Source organism: Parabacteroides caeci (assembly GCF_023656795.1).
Classification (GTDB): Bacteria; Bacteroidota; Bacteroidia; order Bacteroidales; family Tannerellaceae; genus Parabacteroides; species Parabacteroides segnis.
Genome location: NZ_JAMOKT010000070.1, coordinates 14,684 through 35,454 on the forward strand (window position 1 = coordinate 14,684; position 20,771 = coordinate 35,454).

The window sequence follows — 20,771 nt, forward strand, 5'->3', positions numbered from 1 at the left end:
CAAAAATTTTCAATTTATGTCACAAGAAGACGATTTGAGGGCACTGGCGAAAATCATGGATTTCCTGCGTGCCGTGAGTATTATTTTAGTGGTCATGAACGTGTACTGGTTCTGCTACGAAGCCATACGGCTGTGGGGTGTGGACATCGGCGTGGTGGACAGGATACTGATGAACTTCGACCGCACGGCGGGGCTGTTCCGTACTATCCTCTACACGAAGCTGTTCGCCGTCCTCCTGCTTGCCCTGTCCTGTCTGGGGACGAAAGGCGTGAAAGGGGAGAAAATCACTTGGGAAAAGATATGGACGATGCTTGCCGCAGGGTTCGTGCTGTTCTTCCTCAACTGGTGGATACTGGTGTTGCCGCTGCCGGTGGAAGCTATCGCCGGGCTGTACATCTTCACCCTCTCGGCGGGCTATGTCTGCCTGCTGATGGGCGGTCTGTGGATGAGCCGCCTGTTGAAGCACAACCTGATGGACGATGTGTTCAACGACGAGAACGAGAGCTTCATGCAGGAGACACGGCTCATCGAAAGCGAGTATTCGGTCAATCTGCCCACACGCTTCTATTACAAGAAACGTTGGAACAACGGCTGGATCAACGTGGTTAATCCCTTTCGGGCGTCCATCGTGTTGGGTACGCCGGGCAGCGGGAAGTCATACGCAGTTGTAAATAATTTTATCAAGCAGCAGATTGAGAAGGGATTTAGTCAATACATCTACGACTTCAAGTATCCTGACCTTTCGACTATTGCCTATAACCATCTGCTGAACCACCCGGAGGGCTACAAGGTGAAGCCGAAGTTCTACGTGATAAACTTTGACGACCCGCGACGCTCGCACCGTTGTAATCCCATTCACCCGGATTTCATGGAGGACATAACGGACGCTTACGAGAGTGCCTATACTATTATGCTCAACTTAAATAAAAGTTGGGTGCAGAAGCAGGGCGACTTCTTTGTGGAATCGCCAATCATTCTCTTCGCGGCTATCATCTGGTATCTCAAAATTTTTCAGAATGGCAAGTATTGCACGTTCCCCCATGCCATCGAGTTCCTGAACCGCCGTTACGAGGATATTTTCCCGATTCTGACCTCTTATCCTGAACTGGAGAACTATCTTTCACCGTTCATGGACGCATGGCTCGGAGGGGCAGCCGAGCAGTTGATGGGGCAGATCGCATCGGCGAAAATCCCGTTGTCACGTATGATTTCCCCACAGCTCTATTGGGTGATGTCGGACAGCGAGTTTACGCTGGACATCAATAATCCGAAAGAACCGAAAATACTCTGTGTGGGTAATAACCCCGACCGTCAGAACATCTACGGGGCGGCTCTCGGTCTGTATAATTCCCGTATCGTCAAGCTCATCAACAAGAAAGGTATGTTGAAGTCATCGGTCATCATCGACGAGCTACCCACTATATACTTCAAGGGGCTGGACAACCTTATCGCCACCGCGCGAAGCAACAAGGTTGCCGTGTGTCTGGGATTTCAGGACTTCTCGCAGTTGAAACGTGACTACGGTGACAAGGAGGCCGCCGTGGTGATGAATACCGTAGGCAACATCTTCTCCGGTCAGGTGGTGGGCGATACCGCCAAGACGCTTTCGGAGCGGTTTGGAAAGGTGTTGCAGAAGCGGCAGTCCATCTCCATAAACCGGCAGGATGTTTCCACCTCCATCAACACGCAGATGGACGCGCTTATCCCGCCGAGCAAGATTTCCGGCTTGACACAGGGAATGTTTGTCGGTTCGGTGTCCGACAACTATGGCGAGCGCATCGAGCAGAAGATTTTCCACTGTGAGATTGTCGTGGATGCAGGGAAGGTGAAGCGCGAGGAGAAAGCCTACAAGCCGATACCCGTCATTACCGATTTTACTGACGAAAACGGCAACGACTGCATGAAAGAAACGGTACAGGCGAATTACAGGCGCATCAAGGAGGAGGTGAAACAGATCGTGAAAGACGAGCTGGAGCGTATCGCGGGTGACGAAAATCTGAAACATCTGTTGCAGCAGAAATAACCGGTAGGCGACAAAAACGGGCGGGGCAAGTTTGATACCTTGTTCCGCCGGTTATCTTTACCCTTCGTTTTTCGGATTCTCTTCTTTCAGCAGTTTGTTTATGGTCGTTATCGTATGGGTCTGAAAGTAGGTCTTCAGTTCCGCGTCATCTTTCAGGAGTATGCCGCATTCCTCATCATAGGTTCCGATAATATACTTTTTAAGTTCGGAAAAACTTTCCGCAAACGGTATCTGTCTGTTTTCCTGCCAGTATTCGGTTACCACTTCGGAAATAAACGCTTTTAACACGGCTTTTCCCTCTTTGTCCAGTTTCTTGAAACGTGTCGTTTCACGGCTCACGGGCAACGGCTCCGGCAGAATATCCTCCGGATTCTTGCCGCTGCGCATGGCGGACATGCAACTCTTGCAGATATGTTGCGCGTGACCTTTGCCGCTGAACTTCTCGTTCGCCTTGTAGTCGCCGCAGATACGGCAATAGTGCCCCTGCTGTTTTTTCTTCTTTTTCGCCATGCCTATTGCTGTTTCAACAATTCCAAGCCTTTCTCTGTAAGGCGGTATTTCTGTTTCGGATGGCTCGGCTGTTCCGGATACAATGGTATGACATAGCCCTCATTCAATGCAGGATGCAAGTAGTTTGTCCTGAATGTGGGGCGATGGTTCAGTTCCAATGCCTCCATTATTTCTTTTACGGACAACTCACGCTCATTCAGTATTTTCACCAAAGCAAGGACTTGGTCGGTGCTTGGTCGGTACTTGGTCGGTACCTGGTCGGTGCTTGGTCGGTTTGTAACCTCACATTTGAATATCAGCGTTACACTATCCGCCCATATCCTGTATTCAGGTTCGGGCAATCCGGCTTTGCGACACTCGGACATCATCAGTCCTATGCCGCGTCCCCAGCTTTCCAGAACCTTCCGCTTGTACAGGACATTGGCCAACAATGGATTTTGTGGTTTCGATTCATGCTCTGACCTCATTTTCTCCGCATCCCAGTCGGGCGGGAAAGTGCCGGGGTTTTCTATCTCCACGCGGTCATCATAAATGGCTATGCCCACCGAACCGCCGGCTTCTTTGTACGACCTGTGGGTAAGGCTGTTCAACACTCCTTCTCTTATCGCCTTGTAGGGGATGGTCAGATGCTCCTCCCGTTCCAATGTGTCGGTTGTGCCGGACAAGGAAAGATGCTTGAATATAAATGCCATTGCCGCGTTGAGCAGTTGGAAAAAGTTCCCCTGAATGCGTTGGCTGTCCATGAATACAGTTTTGTCCGTGCCCTTGAAACGTGCCAACCGGAGCAGGCATTGGGGATATTCCATATCCTCATGTTTTCCAAACAGCACGGCTGCCGCATTGTTCAACACCCCGTCTTTCAATAGCCCGAACTTCCCTAATATGGCAGGAACGTCAGTACCTGTATCCTCCGGCAGACGGCCGCATTCTATACCTAACCTTACTGTCTTCAACACCTCGTTGGTGTCCAAGTGCTGCAAGGTTAGGTTTCTGTTCTCTAAAAGTTCCCAGCGGTATCTGTTACCGTCACGCTGCAACAGCAAGTCATTATATGCAGTCTGCGGCATCGTTGTTGTCGCGCTTTCCACACGCATATAGGGTCGCCCTTTATAGCAGAACGGACGGTTGAGCGTTGAATCTTCAACACGGAAAATAATTACTTTCTTCTCACTGTCCGGCAGTGGAGCATAAGATATTTGTACCATTGCTACCGGCTCCAGTCGGTTGATTGCTTCCGCCATATCCCGTTTGGTCTTGTCACTCACTTCCTGTCCGATAATCTTTCCCTTGTCGTTCACACCGAACAGCACCGTGCCGCCGTTTCCGTTCAAGAAAGCGCAAAGGGTTTCCATGCCACGCTCCAACTGACCGGTGGTTTCCTTGAACTCCACCTGCCCGTTTTCCTTTTCGTCAATCAGCCGTTTTACTATATCGAGGTTTTCTATAATCATATATGAATCTGTAACGTAAATGCAAATGTAGTGTTTTTCGCTGGCTTTCGGACGAATAGATGGAGAAAAGTATCTGCATGGCATGGATAGCCTATAAAAAACCAGAGGATGACACCCCGTCACCCTCTGCCTCGCCTATGGTACAAACTATCTTCTCATCCGTTCCAGCTCCTCGTCACGCAGAATCTTTCGGTTGAGTTTCTCCTGCATCCTGTCAAGGAAATAGGTGCGGCTTTCGTTCTTCCGGCGTTTGATGTCGATGTAGAAACGGTAGCAGTCTTTGGCTTCGATGCCGAATATCCGGTACAGGAGCGGGGCAAGCTGTTTGAGCGGCATTTCACCGTTGTTGATACAGCCCATTTCATTGATGCCGTAGATAAGTTCCACGAGGTCGATGGCGTTGCCCGTCCATTGCAGGGGCGAGGCCGGGTTTTCGGTCGTGTTATTGGTGGAGGTACGGATAGCGGATAGTGGTGGCACTTGGATGTGGTCTGCGGCAGCGTGTTTCTGCATCTTCCGTATGAAGGAGAGGGCTTTGCGGACAAACAGATTCACGCTGTTCTCTGAATCTTCATACAGTGTATGATGGTGCTGCAATTCGTTTTCGGCGTAAGCCATTGCGATTGCGGCATCTGCACTATTGCCGTTCCCGTAGCACAGTGATATGACCGATTCCACAAAGCCGTTATAGGCAGCTTCCATGTTGTTGCCGTTCCCGGCTCCGTTTATCAGGGCGAAAAACTCGGTTTCCGCCAGTATGAGGTAGTTCATTTTCTTTTCCTGTTTGAGGGTTTAACACTTGATTGTCAGTGTGCGCACATATACTGATAGTGCAAAGTGTTCACCGACAAGCAGGAAAAAAGCCGGTATGATTCGGTATCACACTGGCTTACAGTTGTATAAGGTTGAAAAATATTTTTAACCCGGATTTTTGCCTCTGAAAAATGTGTCCAGACTTTGGGCATCTGTGCATTTTTCGGGCACGCATCCCTTAAAAATGTGTCCACAGGCCGGACACATCGGTATCTCAACGGCGTTTCCTGTTTCTCCGGTATGTCAGGCGGATTATGCCGCCACCATATTTCCGGTTCTCCGCCAATGTCCAGTCAGTCGGGAACAGGCCGGACTTGAAAAAGTGGTCGCCGGTTCCGATGATGCACGGCATGATATAGATGATGATCTCATCCACCGCGTTCATCCGTATCAGCCCGTTGGCATATCCCACTGTCTTTGCATCCGCTTCCAGCAGATAGCAGGTGTCGTCCTCTTTCTCCCGCCGGTCTTGCAGTATCGAAATGGTGTAGTCGGGTGTCAGCCTGTAAAGGGCTTTGCCCCGTATCTCCTCCATACCGTAGTCTTCGGGGCTCCTGAACAACCGTTTTTTAGGGTTCAGCTCCGAAAGGCATCCGTCCATCGAAAGTATGGCAAGTATCTGTACCTTTCCCATAATGGTTTCCTTTTTATCGTTTGCGGCGAGGCAAAAAAAGTAGCGTGCAATCCACGCTACTTCTGATGGAGGCTCTGGAATGCCTTGAAAGAAAATAGGTGAATGCACGCTATGCGTAGGCATAGCATAAGCAATCACGCAATGTTTTCTTTCGATGTTAATTTTCCAGATTCCCATCAGAAACGCCTTGCGGTCTTATGTCTATATATCATCGGCGAATGGCTTCCCAGTCGCCTGCTTTTCTCTTAAATATGCCGCAAAGATAGCGAATTATCTTCATTTGCAGGCATATCCGGTCAGTTTTCTTCGTTCAATCCATATTCGTCCAGCTTGTTATACAGCGTTGATCTGCCGATGCCGAGCATCTTGGCGGCGAGTTTCTTGTTCCCTTTTGCCTGTTTCAAGGCACGCAGGATGCGTTCTTTGTCCTCCTCATCATTCCTTAATGTAAAACTGGTAGGAAAGGTCGTTTGTTCACTGCCGATTTCCAGATCATCCACGGTTATGGTATCGTTTTGGGCTTGCAGTACCGCCGTCTGAATGGTTTGCTTCAATTCACGCACGTTGCCCGGCCACGGATAGGTGAGCAGGGCGTTACGGGCGGTGACTGTGAAGCCTTTAATGTTGCGTCCCAACTCCTTGTTTGCCGTTTCACGGAAAAACTCCGCCAATGACAGTATGTCTTCTTGGCAATCACGCAATGGCGGTACTGTTATCGTGTATTCTTTCAGGCGGTAGAACAAATCTTCCCGAAACCGTTTATCGGCTACAGCTTTCTGTAAGTCCTCGTTGGTCGCCGCCACTATCCGCACATTGGCGGTCTTGTCCTCCTTTGCCCCGATGGGACGGTAACGCCGTTCCTGTATGGCACGGAGCAGCATCTGCTGTGTTTCCAACGAGAGGTTGCCCACCTCGTCAAGGAACAATGTGCCGCCGTCGGCTTCCTCAAAATAGCCTGTCTTGTCGTTGTCAGCACCCGTGAAAGCCCCTTTCCTGTGACCGAAGAAAGCGGATTGAGCCAGCGTCGGGGACAATGAGCCGCAATCCACCGGGACAAACGGCTTGTCCGACAGCTTGCTTTGGGCGTGGATGTGCTGTGCGATATGCTCCTTGCCCGTTCCGTTCTCGCCCAGTATCAATACGCTCAACCGTGTGGGAGCGACAAGGCGGACACGCCTCTTGATTTCTTGGTATGCCTTGCCTTGACGTGTGAAGATGGGGACTTGGGAGTGTTTCTTCTTTTCCTGCATCTTGTGCAGTGAACGGACAAGCGGAACGAGTTTGTCCTCTACCAGCCGTTTGGGTATATAGTCGGAAGAACCGAGTTTCATACTCTCCACCGCCGTATGTACCTCGGCGTAATCGGTCATTACAATGAAAGGTTGCCGTTTGCCATTGGCACGCATCCAGCGTAGCAGGTCGATACTCTCACCGTCGAGCAAGCGTAAGTCTGCAAGCACGATGTCATCATCTTCCGCTTTTGCCAACAGTTTCCTTGCGGTTGAAAGATGGTATGCCTGCATCGTGTCGAAGCCCTCCTTTTTCAGCAGGTTGCAGACGTAATCGTTATAGACGGGATTATCCTCAATCACATACACTTTCATCTGACTTCCTCCTTCTTTTCCTTTCTCGCCAGTTCGATTATTGCCGTACTCATGCGTAACACTCCGTTTACGGAATGGCGCAATTCTTCATCGGAACATTTTTCATCACGATGCAGAAGTTCATGCAGTTTCCATAATGGTCCGTCCGCACGTATTACCGCCCATGAACTGCGCAGGCGGTGTACCTGTTCGTCCAACGCCTTGCGGTCAAGTCGTCCAAAGGCTTCCCTCATGGCTTGCATATCCTTTTCCGTTTCGGTTATCAGGCGGTCGAGCATGGCAGTTTTATTCCCATAGGCAAGCAGGGAGGACAAGTCGGGATATTCTTCCACATCTGTTTTCTGTAAAAGGCATTTTTCTGAAACATCTATCAGTTCCGCCATATCGAAAGGCTTGAACAGGCAGGCGGTGAAACCGTGTGCCAACAATTCCTCTTCGGTACAACTGCCGGAAGCGGTTGCCACGATTACGGGAATGGTCTTGGAGTTGCCAATGTCGGATGAACGCAACAGTTCCAACACCTCGTAACCGTTGGTTTCCGGCATTTTCAAGTCGGTAATCAGCAAATCATAATTTCGTGTGCGTACTGCCTCCATCAAGTCGCCCGTGTTGTCACACGCATCGCAACGGATGCCACAGTGGGCGTACATATCCCTTACCATCGAAAGAAGAATGTCGTTGTCGTCCAGCACAATGACCGAGAATGACCGTTCAAAACGGCGTTCCGGCTTGTACTTTTCTTCATCGGAAATGCCATCCGCCGTATTCATGGGGACTTCCACCGTGAAACGGCTGCCCCTGCCTTTTTCGCTTTCCAAACGGATTTTGCCGTGCATCATATCCACGATGCGTTTGACGATTGACAGCCCCAGCCCGAAGCCGTCCTGCGTGGCGGCATTGGAGAGCCGTTCAAACTCACCGAATACCCGTTGCTGTTCTTCCTCGCTCATGCCGCTGCCCGTGTCCTCCACGATAAGGGCAAGCGTCTTTCCGTCATAACCCGAATGGAAAGATACGCTTCCGGCTTGTGTGTACTTTATGGCATTGGAAAGCAGGTTGTCGCCTATCTGCATGATGCGCTCTTTGTCACCCATAAGAATAACATCGGTACTGTTCTCCACGATAAGTTTCAAATCCTTGCTTTCTGCCATAGGTCGGAACTCTGCTTCAAGTACGTCCGTTATGCTTTGCAGGCGGAACGGGGAAATGTTCATTCTCTCTTTTCCGTTTTCCAACCGAAAGAAACTCAACAGGGAGTTGAGCATGGCTATCATCCGCTTGGAGGCTTGCAGCACGCTTCCCGCATGGTGTTGGATTTCTGCCGTACCGCTTTTCCGTATCAGTTCCGCATAGCCGTGTATGGCGGTCAGCGGTGTACGCAGCTCATGGGTGATGGTGTACATCGTCTTCTGTCGGGTGGCGGTCAGCTTCCCGTTCATACTATTCGATTCGCTCAGTTGCGCTATCAGCGAGGTCGTCTCACGCCTGTAGCGGCTTATCCGTCTGGCGTAGCGGTGGATGATTATGTATGACATTATCAGCAGTAGGAGTATAAATCCTGTCAGACCGCCTATCTGCATGAACGAGCGTTCACGCATGGAGGTTATCTCCGCTTCCCTCCTCAAAAGGTCGGTCTGCACTTTTTTGTCCATCTGCTTGATTAAGGTTTGCAGTTGGTGGTTCAGTTCCGCGTTCCGTGCGGCAAGGCTGTCGGCGTGCTCGGAAAGGCGGCGGCTCTGCGCCTTCTGCTGCGTTATCATGTCACGGTTGAGCGTGTAGAGCATGGTGGTTGTGGCGGTCGGTTCCGGCTTTTCCCTCTTGCCGAATATCCCGAACAGTCCCTTGCGCTTCGTTTTCTTCGGCTCTTCCTGCGTACTCTTCCATGCGATGACAGGCACACGCTCGGCAATCCTTTCATTGATGTCCTCCTGCTCGTCAAGCACACGCATGATGCCGCACAGTTGCTTCTCCTTGTCTTCCAACAGCCGCCGCACGCTGTCGATACGCTCCGCAGGGTAGATGTTTTTGAAGCGGCAGAGTAGGCTGTCCACCGCCTGCCGCTTGTCCCGGTATTCCTCCACGTCCGCCACCTCCCATTCCAGTACGGTCTCGCCGAGCAGGGAGAGTTCCACCACACGTACATACACGTCATGCACCTCCATACGCAGGGCGTTTATCCGATGATTCTCCGTCTCGAATGTCTCCAGCTTCCGCCACTCGTCGACCCATAAATGCACGATACCGCCCACCAGCAGGAATATCAATATATATCCTGCGGCTATCTTCGTGCGGAGATGTTCAGTATGCCTCCCTTGCCTCTTGTCTGTCATTCCCGTTTCCATATCCTGTTTTCCTTATTGTCCGTCACCTTCTTTCTGCATCACTCCATCCTGCCGCAGCCTCGCCTTGCAGGGCAAGCCCGGTGACGTGGCGATGGGTGGTGTATATGTCCTCGTACATCCTCCACAGCCGTGCCACGCCGCCTTCAACTTCCCGCATCTGCCGCCGCTCATATATCAAAAGAGGTTGTGTCAAAATGCTGGCACAACCTTTTTTTTATGCGCAAAGCCCAGCCTTTCGCAAGCCCGGGCTTTGTTATTACCCAAAGTTTTTGTAATTTTAGGCATAAAGTTTTCGTTATGGCAAAGTTACATTTTCGTCCTTACATTCCCAACCAAACCATTCTTTTTCCACAAAGAATTGATGAAAACATAGCCGCGAACGATCCTGTCCGCGTAGTCAACGCGGTTGTTGATAATCTCAATCTTGATAATTTCAAGAAGCTTTATAAAGAGACGGGGCGCTCGGCTTATCATCCTAAAATGATGCTCAAGGTGATTATCTACGCTTACATGAACAATATCTATTCCTGTCGTAAAATAGAGAAGCTTCTTTCGCGTGACATTCATTATATCTGGCTTGCCGGTAACGAGCATCCGGATTTCATAACCATCAACCGTTTCCGAAACCGCGTAAAGGAGGAGATAAATAACGTCTTCACGCGGTTGGTTCTTGTCCTTGCAGACAAGGGGTTCATCAGTCTTGACGTGGAGTATATTGACGGCACCAAGATTGAATCCAAGGCCAACAAATATACTTTTGTCTGGCGCAAGACAGTCGAAAGGAACCGTACAAGGTTGCTGAACAAGATTCGCGTCCTTCTGGAGCAGGTGGATGAAGCCATTGTACAGGAGAACTCTGTAAAAGACACACCCGTGGAGTTGACTCCCTCCATGCTCTCCGGCATAGTGGATGAACTCAAAGAAGTGCTGGAACACCAGCCTGCAACACGGGACAAGGAACAAAAGAAAGCCTTGCGCGAAAAGAAGAAACAGGCCAGGGAACTTGAAGGGTATCGTGACAAGCTGATGGAATACGACAATCACCTTGAAGTCCTTGGAGAACGCAATTCCTATTCCAAGACCGATCCTGATGCCACATTCATGCGCATGAAAGAAGATGCCATGAAGAACGGGCAGACCAAGCCCGGGTATAATTTACAAACAGGTACTGAAAACCAATTCATCATAGACTTCCGGCTGTTTCCCAACCCTACCGATACGCTGACCCTGATCCCTTTCTTCCACTCCTTCCAGCACCGCTATAACCGCTTACCGGGTATCGGTGTGGCAGACTCCGGTTACGGCTCGGAAGAAAATTACCGGTTCATGCAGGAAAACGGGATAGTGGCCTTTGTCAAGTATAACTACTTCCATAAAGAGCAGCGTCCCCGTTATACTCCCAACCCGTTCCACGCGGAAAGTCTCCATTACAACGCGGGGGAGGATTATTACGTTTGTCCGATGGGGCAACATATGAACCGCGTAGGAACCAGACGTGACAGAACAGCGAGCGGGTACATCACCGAAAGTGCCCGGTATAAAGCACAAAGATGCGAAGGCTGTCCTTTGCATGGAAGTTGTTTTAAAGCACGGGGGAACCGTGTTATAGAAGTCAACCACCGGTTAAACCAGTACAAACGGCAGGCACGGGAAAGGTTAGTCTCGGAAGAAGGAATCAGGTATAGGGGCAGGCGGTGTATAGAACCGGAAGCTGTTTTCGGGCAAATGAAATACAACATGGCATACAGGAGGTTCCGGCATGTGGGAGAAGACAAGGTGACAATGGACTTTGCTTTCTTTGCCATAGCGTTTAATATCAAAAAGATGTGTGCAAAACTGAGAAAAGCTGGAAAGGAGCTCGTTACACTTGCTAAATCTATACTTATTGGGCTATTTATAACCCGATACAACGGGAATATAGTAACTTGTTACCAAATGAATGAGAAAAAAGCGGCATAGACAAAAGAAAAGAGAACAAGACTATAAATTATAGAAAAAGGTTGTGCCAGAGTTTTGACACAACCTCCTAAGATGATTTATCCGAATACTGTCCTAACAGCTTTTGGAAACAGTCGTCAGTACACCGGTTCCTCAGAAAGCAAGGACGGGACGCACACCGACGCTGCTGCCGTCCTTACGGTCCCAGTAACAGCCCACGCGACCATTGGATTGCACGTACCAGTACCGTGCGAAGAATTCCGAGTACTCCGAAGACGACCAAAACCACCTACCGCTTCTAAAATTATCCTTGCTGTCTGTGGCAATTTTCTCCATCCATGCGTTTAAAGCAGCGGGAACATCGCCTTGACCTGACCAACCGAAATCATCGTCTTGCGATGAGGCTTGTTCATCCGGCTTTGCCAAAGCCGTACAACCGCCCAAATTTTGCAGGATGTCCCACCACTGACCTGATGCAGGAAGATACCAGCCGGTAGTAGTCGTGGGAACCGGGCAGGTCGTGTTGTAGCCGTCGGCGGCCTTGAAGGCGGGATAACGGTCGAAGTTTCCGCGATTGGCGCGGATATGCTCGCAATTGCCGTAACCACTGATGTCGCTGTAGTTCCGGGCTTTCGTCTCGCATTTCGCCAGCTCCTCGTCTGTACCAAATAGTCCCCACGATTGGAATGTCGTAGCATTCTTCACAGCCATGACAAGACCGTGGACATTGCCGCCCAACTTATCTTTTTCTGCCTGACCGATACGCTTCGGGTCGGTTTGGAAAACTATGCCTACCACATTGACTGTCCGTACTTCGTCTGCTTCGGCATAATTCGGCATCAGGTTGCCATCGGCGAGGAAGAAATCACCGACCTGCAAAATGTAGTTCCTTATGGTTTTTACTGCGCCGTCCACCTTGTATCTCTTGTATTCCCCTTTGATAGGGTGTGGTGCGGACGTGTTGATGGTAAACTCCCTGTCCCCATCGTCATAACTTCCCCAGATAGCAGGCATGGACGGGGGCACCAAGTAGCGGTATGTACCATCGGCCATGCGCAGCGGCTCGGCAGCACTTGTGAACGTGGCGGCAGAAGGCACGGTGTAGTCGGGAATCCGGGTATCGGTAAACTTGTAAACGGTCTTCGGCATCTCAATGACGACCAAGGCAAACTCGTGCTTCATGACGAAATCAAGCCGAAGTTTACCATTTTCCAATGTGGGTGTGCAAGAAGCTGTCATCAGGTCGGAAGCGGTGTAATCCGCATACGAACTTTGGTCGACCTCCACCGGCCAGCGATTAACAAGCGGATAGAAGAAGGGTAATTGGGGTTTCGTAATTGCGAATTCTAACAGATTGCTTATGACCATGTCGTCCAAGTCCGCTTTATAGGGGTAGTAGAGGTAGTATTCCTCGTCCGACAACCCTCCCTCAAGTGTCGTACCGGCCTCGGGCTTCCAAACGAGGCTTCCCGTGGCGGCATCCCTCTCTGCGGTGAGTTTCACGTTGGAATAAATCATCTTCTTATCCGAGTATAAGCCGCGGATCATGAAAAGTCCGCAGGCATCGCCCTCGGTGAACTCGGTGGTGTAGCCGTTCTCCACGGCACGGGTGATTTTACCGTCCACAGCCGATGTATTGTATCCCCCGTCGGTAACGGAGATGGTGAGTTGCCGCGCCTTGTCTTGTGCGGCAGGGAACTCTTCTTGCGTGCAGGAGGCGGCAAGCAGCAGGAGCAATGCGGCTTGCAAGAGGTGGTATATGTTTTGTATCTTCATATTTTTAATGGATTAAACAGATTAGAAAGCAAGGACGGGACGAACATAGAGCTGGAAATTAATATTACCCCATCGGCAGCTTATCCATCCATCATCAGAATTTGCTACCCAATACCGCATTGTGTTGCCCTTGAACTTCGAAGACGACCAAAACTGATGGTAATAGGAGAATTTGTCCCAACCGTCGATACCCCACATCCATTTATTCAAAGCGTCGGGAACATTTCCTTGGTTCGACCAGAAGAATTCATTGATGTCTGACGAGGTTTGCTGATATCCATCCGCCAAAGCCGGACAACCGCCCAGATTCTGCAGTATGTCCCACCACTGGCCAGAGGAAGGAAGATACCAGCCGGTCGTGGTCGTGGGGACAGGGCAAGTCGTGTTGTAACCATCAACAGCCTGTAATGCGGGATACTTGTCGAAGTTACCCTCTAAACTACGGATAGATTCACAATTGCCGTATCCGCTGATGTCAGAATAATTATTGGATTTGGATACGCAGTCATTCAGAAAATCCAAGTACCTCGATTCGTTGCTCCATATGACTTTCTCTGCTGCGTTTGCGTTTTTAACGGCCATAACCAGCCCATGCACTTTGTCTTCACCGCCCAACTTCTCCTTTTCCTTTTTACCGATACGGCTCTTGTCCGTCTGAAAAACAATGCCGACGACTGTCTTGCCACGTAAAGGGCCGGGTTTATAATAGTCTATATGCATACTGCCGTCAGCATAGATTTTGCGCAATCCGCCGTCGCTCCACGTACCGTCGGAGTAGAAGTAGTCACCGATTTTAAGTTCATCCGCCGTGAATCTTTGCTTTACCCTTTTGGAGGTGACGTTTTCCTCGCCATTTGCAACCCACGTGCCACTGGTCACCGACTGCACATCAATGCCGTTGGCTTTCACGGTGATGGTGTAGGCATACCGCTTGCCACCGAAAAAGTCAAATTTGCCGGCAGCTTCTGTTTCGGGAGTGTAAGTAAAGTCATTGCTGCCGATGCTGATTCGGACGAGCGGCTTACCCGTCATGTTTTGTGGCGGCACCAATGCCTCGTATTTCTTCGTTGCGGCATCGTAATAGGGCTTTATCTCGCCGTCCGATTGGTCTCCCGGTGCAACCAAGCCGGCGGTTGAGTGGGTTAGCGGGTCTCCGAAAATGGTGACGGTCGCACCCTCCAACTCCTCTTCCGTAATGCCTTCGCCAGCTTTGAGAATTACTTCGATTTTCGCCATGCGGTGGATGAAACGGAGATTTATGGCTTGGTCATAACGCCCTATGGCACTGGCGTACAGGACATCGAAAGCGGCGTACCCGCCACTTTGGTCGGAAATATCCGTTTCCGATTCTATGTCCGGGGTCCATGCACTGACGCGGGCTTCATCGGTGTTCTTCCAATAGAAGGCATTATCGGCATCCTTCGGGCTTGCATTGCCCGATGCGTCCATCACGTATGTTTTGTTACCAAACACGCCTTCCAGTGACACTCTAATCTCCTCGCCGCCCGTCCACGCATCCTTACCTCCGGTGCGGGTCTGCGGCCGCGCCACCTCCGCCGTCAGTTGCAGCGGATACTTGCCGTCGGGCAGGGGCGTGGTGCTTTCATCCTCACTGCTACATGAAGCGAGCACCCCACAGATGAGCATCACAACCGGCAACCAGCCGCCGATGCGCGGCCACGGCCTTCTCGCTATGTTCCTTATTATTTTCATATTGTCTTTATTTATTTCGTTTTGTGCCACTGCCCGTTGCGACGCGGGCTGCCGCACCATTTATTATATATGGCGTGCCTCCGTCTTACGCCTGATGCACGGCAGTGGCTTTCAGACACACTACATTTTTGCATCACCCGCATGGCTACCACCGTCGTTCCAGTTTTCGATGGTGCTTCCGCTAAGGGTCAGCCCCGTCTTCTTCACCGTGATGGTGTAGGTATAAGAATAACCGGCCTCCAACGCGGGTTTGATCATGTCCTTGTTGGAGTAGCTCTGGTATTCCCCGTCATCGGGAGATATCTCAAGCACCAAAGCGTTGGCGAGTGTCTGCGGGAGCAGGATCATGGTGAAAGTCATCACGCCCGTGGCGGCGTCAAAGGTTGCCACGCACTTGTCCGTGGCCGTCTTCGGGGCACCGGTGCACTGGCGTAACATCCAGTCGCTCACAACGCTGCCCGCGGTCGCGGCGGTACCGGTCTTCACATCGAACGTTCCCTCGTGAACCAGGCCGCCCAGCTTGTAGTCGGCGAATTCCAGCACGGCAGTGTCGTCGAAACCGTCGGTGTTCGACACCTGCACCTTGAGGATAAGACGGGCCATCTTGTGCTTGAAGGAGCAGTCGCTGCCGCCCGCGGCGGTGTTGTCCGTGAAGCTGACGGTCGGACTGTCTTTATCGGCCTTGGCTCCCGTGGCATGGATGTAGTCCACCTTCTCCTGTTCCGTGGTCGTGGGCTGGTTGCTTGTATTTACCGTAATCTTCCCGTCTGTACCAGGCAGGGTGGAGGCGTTTGCGCCCGATGCGTAAGGCGCGTAGGCGGCAAAAGTAAACTCGAGGAAAGCGTCCTCGAAGAAGATGCCGCCACCCGCCGTCATCGGGGTAAAGTCCGCGTTGGTGCCGGTACTCGTGGTTGCGTATCCCACGTTCTTGTACTTGCCGCCCATGGTCGTGGTCGTGCCAGGGGCATCCACCACCATCACGCCGATTCGGTCGGCGTTCCACCCGTTGTCCACAGCACGGGTCTTCGGCCCGCTCACGCCTGCCGTGATTCGTGCTTCCACCGGATTGTTCCGTACCTCGTCCTCTTGTGTACACGCAACCAATAGCGTTGCCGCTGCTGCAAGAATGAAAAACCTCATGTTCATTGTCATAATATTGTTTTTTTTGATTAAAATATTTATCGTCAGTTAGCATCCCCATTGCCGCTTTCTACCTCGTTCCAACCCGTGATGGTTGCTCCCGTCACCCCGGCCTCTACCGGCAGCAGCAGATTACCCGTGAGTTTAACCGGTTTGGCACCGTTATTGAAGTCCTTCATGGCCCCGGTAAGGTCGCTCACTACCCGCTGCGTGTCTCCGTTGTTGAAAGTGATGTCCACCGTGAGCGTCTGTGCTTCCGTCGGGACGATACCGAGCAGTCGGAAAAAGATTGTGAATTTGTTGCCGTCCTGCTTGAAAGCGTCTATCACTTGTGCCGCACCACTCCGTTCGCCTGTTGCTATGTCTGCTGTCGAAGTTACGCCGGAGAGCGTTGCCGTAGCCGACTGTACACGGCTGTAGTCGCCTTCCGTGGCGGTCAGTTCGATGTCGAGCCTGCGCACGTATTGTCTCATCGGGGCGGTGACGTGCAGGGTGTCGTCCGCCACGACGCTGATGTCCTGGTGCGAGGCGAAGAGGTAGCCGGGGTGCGGCTCTATTGCACCCGTCAGATCCACCGGATTCACCGTTGCCTTGTTTCCGTCGATACTAATCCCCTCCGGGGAGTTGTACACCGTCAGACCGTAGCCACCGGGCGCGAGCAGCGCGTCGAACACGTTGGTCGCCGCGCTCACGTTCTGTTCCCTCCCGCCGATGCGCAGTGTGTATGCCTGCGGTATGTCCGCCTCGGTGCTCTTTCCGCTCCAGTCCGTGGTTACGACCACCGCCCCACGGTCGGGGTGCGGCGTGTCATAGAGGTCGTCCTTCACGCACGAGGTCAGTATGGTCACCGCACCTATTAGATATAATAAGGTATAAGCCTTTCCGTATGCTCCCATATATTCCTTTATCTGTCGTATGATTGTCGTTGTATTCATTGTTCCTCCTTTCCGCTAAAAGATGTTCCACACCAGGGTGACACCCGCCGAGACGGGGCCCCACCAGTTCTTTGTTTCGCTGCCGCGCCTTACCCTCACGCCGTTGATGACCACATACTTGTCATAGTCGGCATGGATATAGCCCAACCCTAAGGAGAAGTCCATCGAGAGGGCATTGTTCAATTTCAGTTGGTAGCCTCCGGTGATGCCTCCACCCGTAAGGTCTCCCTGTTTGCCTGTCGCGGAGAGCTTATAATTGAACTGCCCGGTCTTGAACATTACACCAAGGTAGCCACGCTTCTCCTTGCCTATATAATAGCGCACTTCGGGAGCGACTTCCCACAGGGCATAGCGTCGGTTCTTGTCATCCCAGCTCCACGATGTCCACAAGCCGTTCACAAGAACGCTCCAGTCGCGGTTAATGCGCCACTCGATACCGAGGTCAGGCGTGAGCGTCGCCCACCGCAGCAGGTTGGCGCGCAGTGATAATCCCAAAGTTGTGGTTGATGTCGGCAGTACAGTTTCAGGCTGATTTTCCTGTCCGGAGGATGCCTTTGTCTCCTCTGCGTCTTGGATTGTTTCTGTAGCCTTGTCGTTTTCACGGAGTGACTGTTCCTTTTCTTCCTCGTAACCGGGATGTGTATCCTCCACAATAGCCGGCACTTTCTCTTTCGGCAGTATGATACGCACCGTCACGAAGTCGCCATCCGAGGCATGGTTACGGGTGATGAAGTTGTTTTCACGCAGTCCTTTCCGGGTAATCAACTCTGATTTCACACGGTTGGAACGTATCTTCGCAATGGCAAGGCTTGCCCGTTCCGACTTGCCGGAGTTACAGTATCCGTCCACGTAAAGAGGCAGCCGTCCCTCCACTATATCCGGTTTGTTACTTTCGATACACTCCAGAAGACGCGCAAGTTCTTTGCCATTGTCATTCCATGGCACATAGAACATGTCTTTCCGCGGCACGAAGCGGAAAGTGTAGACCGTGTCGATTTTCTGCTGCGCAAAAGCAGGAAAAGCTGCCGATGCCAGCCACGAAAACAAAATGAAGAATAGGATTCTTTTGCTCATTTTTTATATGCTTTTTAAATTTCCAATCCAGACTTAACATACAAAATAAGCGAAAAGATTTAAATTCAGCCCGATTCTTGCCTATAAAAAATGTCTCAATTGTCAGAATCGCATATTTTTGTTGTTTAGAACATTTCAGTTTTGTCGTTCAGACTATTTTTTGTCGTTTAGGCTATTTCTATTGGGCATAAAGCAGTGCATTATTCCGCCTCTGTTTTCCTCCATTTGACAGGAGTACAGCCTGAATTTTCCTTGAACAGCCTGATGAAATGGCTTGGGGACAGAAAGCCGGATCTTTCAGAAATGTCAGCAACCGTCAGCCTCGGATATTGCGCAAGCAGGCGTTTCGCATAATTGATGCGGAGACCGGTAATCCAATCGCGGAACGATGCACCATACGTCGTTTTGATATACTCAGACAGATAGGTGCGGTTAGTCTGGAGCATATCAGCAAGTTTCTTTATGGTAAGGCCGGACTGGATATAACCCTCCGCATCAATCCAGCCGTTTATTTTCTCCGCCATTTCGGAACGGTATGACGGGTTCTCCAGTTTCTGTATCTGTTCCAGTTTAGTGTCACACGGGTCTTCCTCTTCAGAAATCATACCATCTTCCATTGCGGTTTCCACCTGTTCGTAAAACAGCAGATAATTCCGGTAGCAATGGTAGAGATAGACGTAAAACGGAATTGATGACAGAATCCATATATAAACGTATTCATCAGGCAAAAATGTAAGCAATCCGCATCCAACTCCGAAGATAAGAGCCCAATAAGTAAAGATGGACAGCCATTTTATATATGCGCCTATATCATCGGCATGTGTGTCATCGAAAATCCGGACAGCTCTGCGGTATGCGACAATGACTCTGCGAGACAACACCAGTCCGTAAACCACCAGCCATGCTGCCAAAGCCAGCAAAGTGCTTTTCTGCACTATTCCATCCGGAAACAACAATAGGACAACCCCGGAAAGTCCGGAGAAGATGATCCATAGAATGATATGCGTCCGAATCCTTTTCCGTGTGATATAGAAACGGTCAAGCAGTGTTATCAATGCTGAACTGAAAAGGTAGTAGCACAGAAAATAGGTGGACAGATTCATCAATATGGCTGCATGGACATTTTTGAACCTTATCCCGAAGAAGAAATGTACCGAATAGTTTGCCGCAAGCAATAACAACGCCATACCCATTATCCGCCGGGAGCGTAGGTAATTCTCAAAAATGGCCTTTTCCGGGGTTTGGGCCAGCAAAAAATAAAAGCCGAAGAACAACATCAACGGCAGCGCAATACAAAGTGAATAACTGTATATAGATGGTTCCATTTTATTATGCCTGACTATTTTGGTTGCAAAATTAGCGAAAAATACTGAAAATATGGCGGATTTGCCGTGACGATTTACTTTCAACACCCTATTCCTTGATATAAATTGGAGGATTTTACGTATGGAATCCCTGTTATACCATATTGATGGAAAAAGGCAGGAAAAGGAACGGTATATTCCCAATCCTGCCATACATATCCACACTCGTTCACATTTTTATTCCTTTCGGTTTGCATTCGTCACGAACGTTGAATCCCGGCCGTCCGATAACGACATGGTCGGCAATGAAATTCCCAGACGGACTTCGCTCATTCGCCGGGCTGCGTATCAGCGGAGCTTCTTCGGTGGGTTGTGACGGTACGTTCCGTACACCTTCCGTATCCGGCTTGACCTCCTGCCCGTCATTCTCCTTTTCGGCGACTTCGGGCGTGGGCGGCGCAAGCTCCAACTGTATCTTGCGGTCGAGCGCGGCAAGTTCGGACTTGAGTTGCTTCAGCTCGTCCTCCTTCTTCCACACCTTGCCCGCTATCTCCTGCAACTGCGGAACCTCCTTTTCCAGCACCTCGTTCTTCGCCTTGTACTGGTCGATGGTGGAGGGTATCTTCTCCAACGCGTTCAGGAAGTTGCGTGCTGCGGCCACCGGGTCAGCCATCGCCAGATGCCCGTTGTTGTAGGTGTACTTGTAGTTCCCCTCCACCACGAAACGGTTGTCGGTAAACTCCAGCCCCTCTTTGAGCATCCTCTCGCTGACCACCTTTATCGGGAAACCGTAAAGTTCTCCGACAGGATTGTACAGTCCGCCCGTCGTGGCGTTCCTGGCAATCTCCTGCAAACGCTTTCCGATAACCTTCTCATCCGAAGAAGAAACGCCGTCCACCCTGACCGCATTCAGGCGGTTGCCCTCCTTGTCGGTCTTGACAACGGAAAGAAAGCGGTTCCAGTCCTCCGTCATGGCTTCGATGACCGCCGTGTTGTTGCGCAGTTCCCCCGTCTTGGCTTCCAATTTGAACTCCGAATCACGCTTGCCCTTGTCCCACGACTTGCGTTCCCCTTCGAGCGATGCGATTTTCTTTTCCAATTTCGCCTTATCGAGCAGATCGGTATTGCCGGAGAGCAACGCCATGTATTCCGAGAAGTTCATGCCCGACTTCTCGTCCATAGCCCCCTCGTCGATGGTACGCGCACCCAACGCGCCGGACTTCAACTGCGAGATGAACGTCTGCTTGCAGTGCAGCAGGTTGAACTTGTACGAGTCCAGCGACTTTTCCACGGCATAAATGATGACATCCACGTTGTTCCCTGCGAAATGCTTGGCAATCTCGTTACCGGCCCTTACACCCCGTCCGTCCCTCTGTTCGAGGTCGGACGGGCGATCGGGTAGGTCAAGGGCATTGCTGCCCTCTTCCCCCCTAAGAACCGTACATGAGAGTTTCCCCTCATACGGCTCAAGCTTTTCTAAGCCTCTGTTTGTATGCAGAGACCGGCTCAAACTA

14 protein-coding genes and 1 pseudogene are annotated in these 20,771 nt (G+C 50.9%); 2 read left to right on the forward strand and 13 right to left on the reverse strand.

Going from position 1 to position 20,771, the window contains the following annotated elements; translation table 11 throughout:
• Positions 1 to 16: 16 nt before the first annotated feature.
• The gene (mobC, locus tag NBH15_RS24570; RefSeq protein WP_117512749.1) at positions 17 to 2,023 is read left to right on the forward strand and encodes a conjugal transfer protein MobC; all 2,007 of its coding nucleotides are present in this window, start codon (positions 17 to 19) and stop codon (positions 2,021 to 2,023) included.
• Between the two features lie 57 nt (positions 2,024 to 2,080).
• On the opposite strand, the gene NBH15_RS24575 is transcribed toward mobC, so the two are convergent.
• The 6 genes from NBH15_RS24575 to NBH15_RS24600 form a co-directional block, all read right to left on the reverse strand.
• Complete coding sequence (locus tag NBH15_RS24575) at positions 2,081 to 2,533, reverse strand: hypothetical protein (RefSeq protein WP_106624781.1); 453 nt, start codon at positions 2,531 to 2,533, stop codon at positions 2,081 to 2,083.
• A 2-nt stretch (positions 2,534 to 2,535) separates the two neighbouring features.
• Entirely contained in the window at positions 2,536 to 3,984 is a 1,449-nt protein-coding gene (locus NBH15_RS24580) for a Fic family protein (RefSeq protein ID WP_250823791.1), read from the reverse strand.
• Positions 3,985 to 4,131: 147 nt separating this feature from the next.
• Entirely contained in the window at positions 4,132 to 4,755 is a 624-nt protein-coding gene (locus NBH15_RS24585; RefSeq protein ID WP_106624783.1) for an RteC domain-containing protein, read from the reverse strand.
• 256 nt (positions 4,756 to 5,011) lie between these two features.
• The gene (locus tag NBH15_RS24590; protein WP_250823792.1) at positions 5,012 to 5,431 is read right to left on the reverse strand and encodes a dihydrofolate reductase family protein; all 420 of its coding nucleotides are present in this window, start codon (positions 5,429 to 5,431) and stop codon (positions 5,012 to 5,014) included.
• Positions 5,432 to 5,727: 296 nt separating this feature from the next.
• Positions 5,728 to 7,035: a sigma-54-dependent transcriptional regulator gene (locus NBH15_RS24595; protein WP_250823793.1), complete on the reverse strand. Its 1,308-nt coding sequence runs from the start codon at positions 7,033 to 7,035 to the stop codon at positions 5,728 to 5,730.
• Positions 7,032 to 9,377, reverse strand: a complete 2,346-nt coding sequence (locus NBH15_RS24600; protein WP_250823794.1) for a hybrid sensor histidine kinase/response regulator — start codon at positions 9,375 to 9,377, stop codon at positions 7,032 to 7,034. Before NBH15_RS24600 ends, NBH15_RS24595 begins: the two co-directional genes overlap by 4 nt.
• Positions 9,378 to 9,674: 297 nt before the next feature.
• On the opposite strand from NBH15_RS24600, the gene NBH15_RS24605 reads away from it, so the two are divergent.
• Positions 9,675 to 11,336: an IS1182 family transposase gene (locus NBH15_RS24605; RefSeq protein WP_250823795.1), complete on the forward strand. Its 1,662-nt coding sequence runs from the start codon at positions 9,675 to 9,677 to the stop codon at positions 11,334 to 11,336.
• Between the two features lie 132 nt (positions 11,337 to 11,468).
• Here the strand turns inward: NBH15_RS24605 and NBH15_RS24610 are convergent, their stop codons facing one another.
• The 7 genes and pseudogenes from NBH15_RS24610 to NBH15_RS29430 form a co-directional block, all read right to left on the reverse strand.
• Positions 11,469 to 13,091 carry a fimbrillin family protein gene (locus NBH15_RS24610; protein WP_250823796.1) on the reverse strand — a complete coding sequence of 541 codons (1,623 nt, stop codon included), beginning with the start codon at positions 13,089 to 13,091 and terminating at the stop codon, positions 11,469 to 11,471.
• Positions 13,092 to 13,112: 21 nt separating this feature from the next.
• The gene (locus NBH15_RS24615; RefSeq protein WP_250823797.1) at positions 13,113 to 14,804 is read right to left on the reverse strand and encodes a fimbrillin family protein; all 1,692 of its coding nucleotides are present in this window, start codon (positions 14,802 to 14,804) and stop codon (positions 13,113 to 13,115) included.
• Between the two features lie 120 nt (positions 14,805 to 14,924).
• On the reverse strand, positions 14,925 to 15,956 hold the full coding sequence (locus tag NBH15_RS24620) for a fimbrillin family protein (protein WP_250823798.1): 1,032 nt from the start codon (positions 15,954 to 15,956) through the stop codon (positions 14,925 to 14,927).
• 32 nt (positions 15,957 to 15,988) lie between these two features.
• On the reverse strand, positions 15,989 to 16,879 hold the full coding sequence (locus tag NBH15_RS29425; RefSeq protein WP_350472297.1) for a FimB/Mfa2 family fimbrial subunit: 891 nt from the start codon (positions 16,877 to 16,879) through the stop codon (positions 15,989 to 15,991).
• Positions 16,880 to 16,894: 15 nt separating this feature from the next.
• Positions 16,895 to 17,953, reverse strand: coding sequence for a DUF3575 domain-containing protein (locus NBH15_RS24630; RefSeq protein ID WP_250823800.1), 1,059 nt, complete (start codon positions 17,951 to 17,953; stop codon positions 16,895 to 16,897).
• Between the two features lie 200 nt (positions 17,954 to 18,153).
• On the reverse strand, positions 18,154 to 19,278 hold the full coding sequence (locus NBH15_RS24635) for an AraC family transcriptional regulator (RefSeq protein ID WP_250823801.1): 1,125 nt from the start codon (positions 19,276 to 19,278) through the stop codon (positions 18,154 to 18,156).
• Between the two features lie 208 nt (positions 19,279 to 19,486).
• A pseudogene (locus NBH15_RS29430) lies at positions 19,487 to 20,665 on the reverse strand (DNA methylase); the annotation flags it as partial.
• Positions 20,666 to 20,771: the final 106 nt, after the last annotated feature.

What these genes read in the sequence shown, in the direction of transcription:
- NBH15_RS24635 (WP_250823801.1), bottom strand. Translation starts at nt 19,278, where the DNA reads ATGGAACCATCTATATACAGTTATTCACTTTGTATTGCGCTGCCGTTG.
- NBH15_RS24630 (WP_250823800.1), bottom strand. Translation starts at nt 17,953, where the DNA reads ATGAGCAAAAGAATCCTATTCTTCATTTTGTTTTCGTGGCTGGCATCG.
- NBH15_RS24595 (WP_250823793.1), bottom strand. Translation starts at nt 7,035, where the DNA reads ATGAAAGTGTATGTGATTGAGGATAATCCCGTCTATAACGATTACGTC.
- NBH15_RS24615 (WP_250823797.1), bottom strand. Translation starts at nt 14,804, where the DNA reads ATGAAAATAATAAGGAACATAGCGAGAAGGCCGTGGCCGCGCATCGGC.
- mobC (WP_117512749.1), top strand. Translation starts at nt 17, where the DNA reads ATGTCACAAGAAGACGATTTGAGGGCACTGGCGAAAATCATGGATTTC.
- NBH15_RS24575 (WP_106624781.1), bottom strand. Translation starts at nt 2,533, where the DNA reads ATGGCGAAAAAGAAGAAAAAACAGCAGGGGCACTATTGCCGTATCTGC.
- NBH15_RS24580 (WP_250823791.1), bottom strand. Translation starts at nt 3,984, where the DNA reads ATGATTATAGAAAACCTCGATATAGTAAAACGGCTGATTGACGAAAAG.
- NBH15_RS24605 (WP_250823795.1), top strand. Translation starts at nt 9,675, where the DNA reads ATGGCAAAGTTACATTTTCGTCCTTACATTCCCAACCAAACCATTCTT.
- NBH15_RS24600 (WP_250823794.1), bottom strand. Translation starts at nt 9,377, where the DNA reads ATGGAAACGGGAATGACAGACAAGAGGCAAGGGAGGCATACTGAACAT.
- NBH15_RS24585 (WP_106624783.1), bottom strand. Translation starts at nt 4,755, where the DNA reads ATGAACTACCTCATACTGGCGGAAACCGAGTTTTTCGCCCTGATAAAC.
- NBH15_RS24610 (WP_250823796.1), bottom strand. Translation starts at nt 13,091, where the DNA reads ATGAAGATACAAAACATATACCACCTCTTGCAAGCCGCATTGCTCCTG.
- NBH15_RS29425 (WP_350472297.1), bottom strand. Translation starts at nt 16,879, where the DNA reads ATGAATACAACGACAATCATACGACAGATAAAGGAATATATGGGAGCA.
- NBH15_RS24620 (WP_250823798.1), bottom strand. Translation starts at nt 15,956, where the DNA reads ATGACAATGAACATGAGGTTTTTCATTCTTGCAGCAGCGGCAACGCTA.
- NBH15_RS24590 (WP_250823792.1), bottom strand. Translation starts at nt 5,431, where the DNA reads ATGGGAAAGGTACAGATACTTGCCATACTTTCGATGGACGGATGCCTT.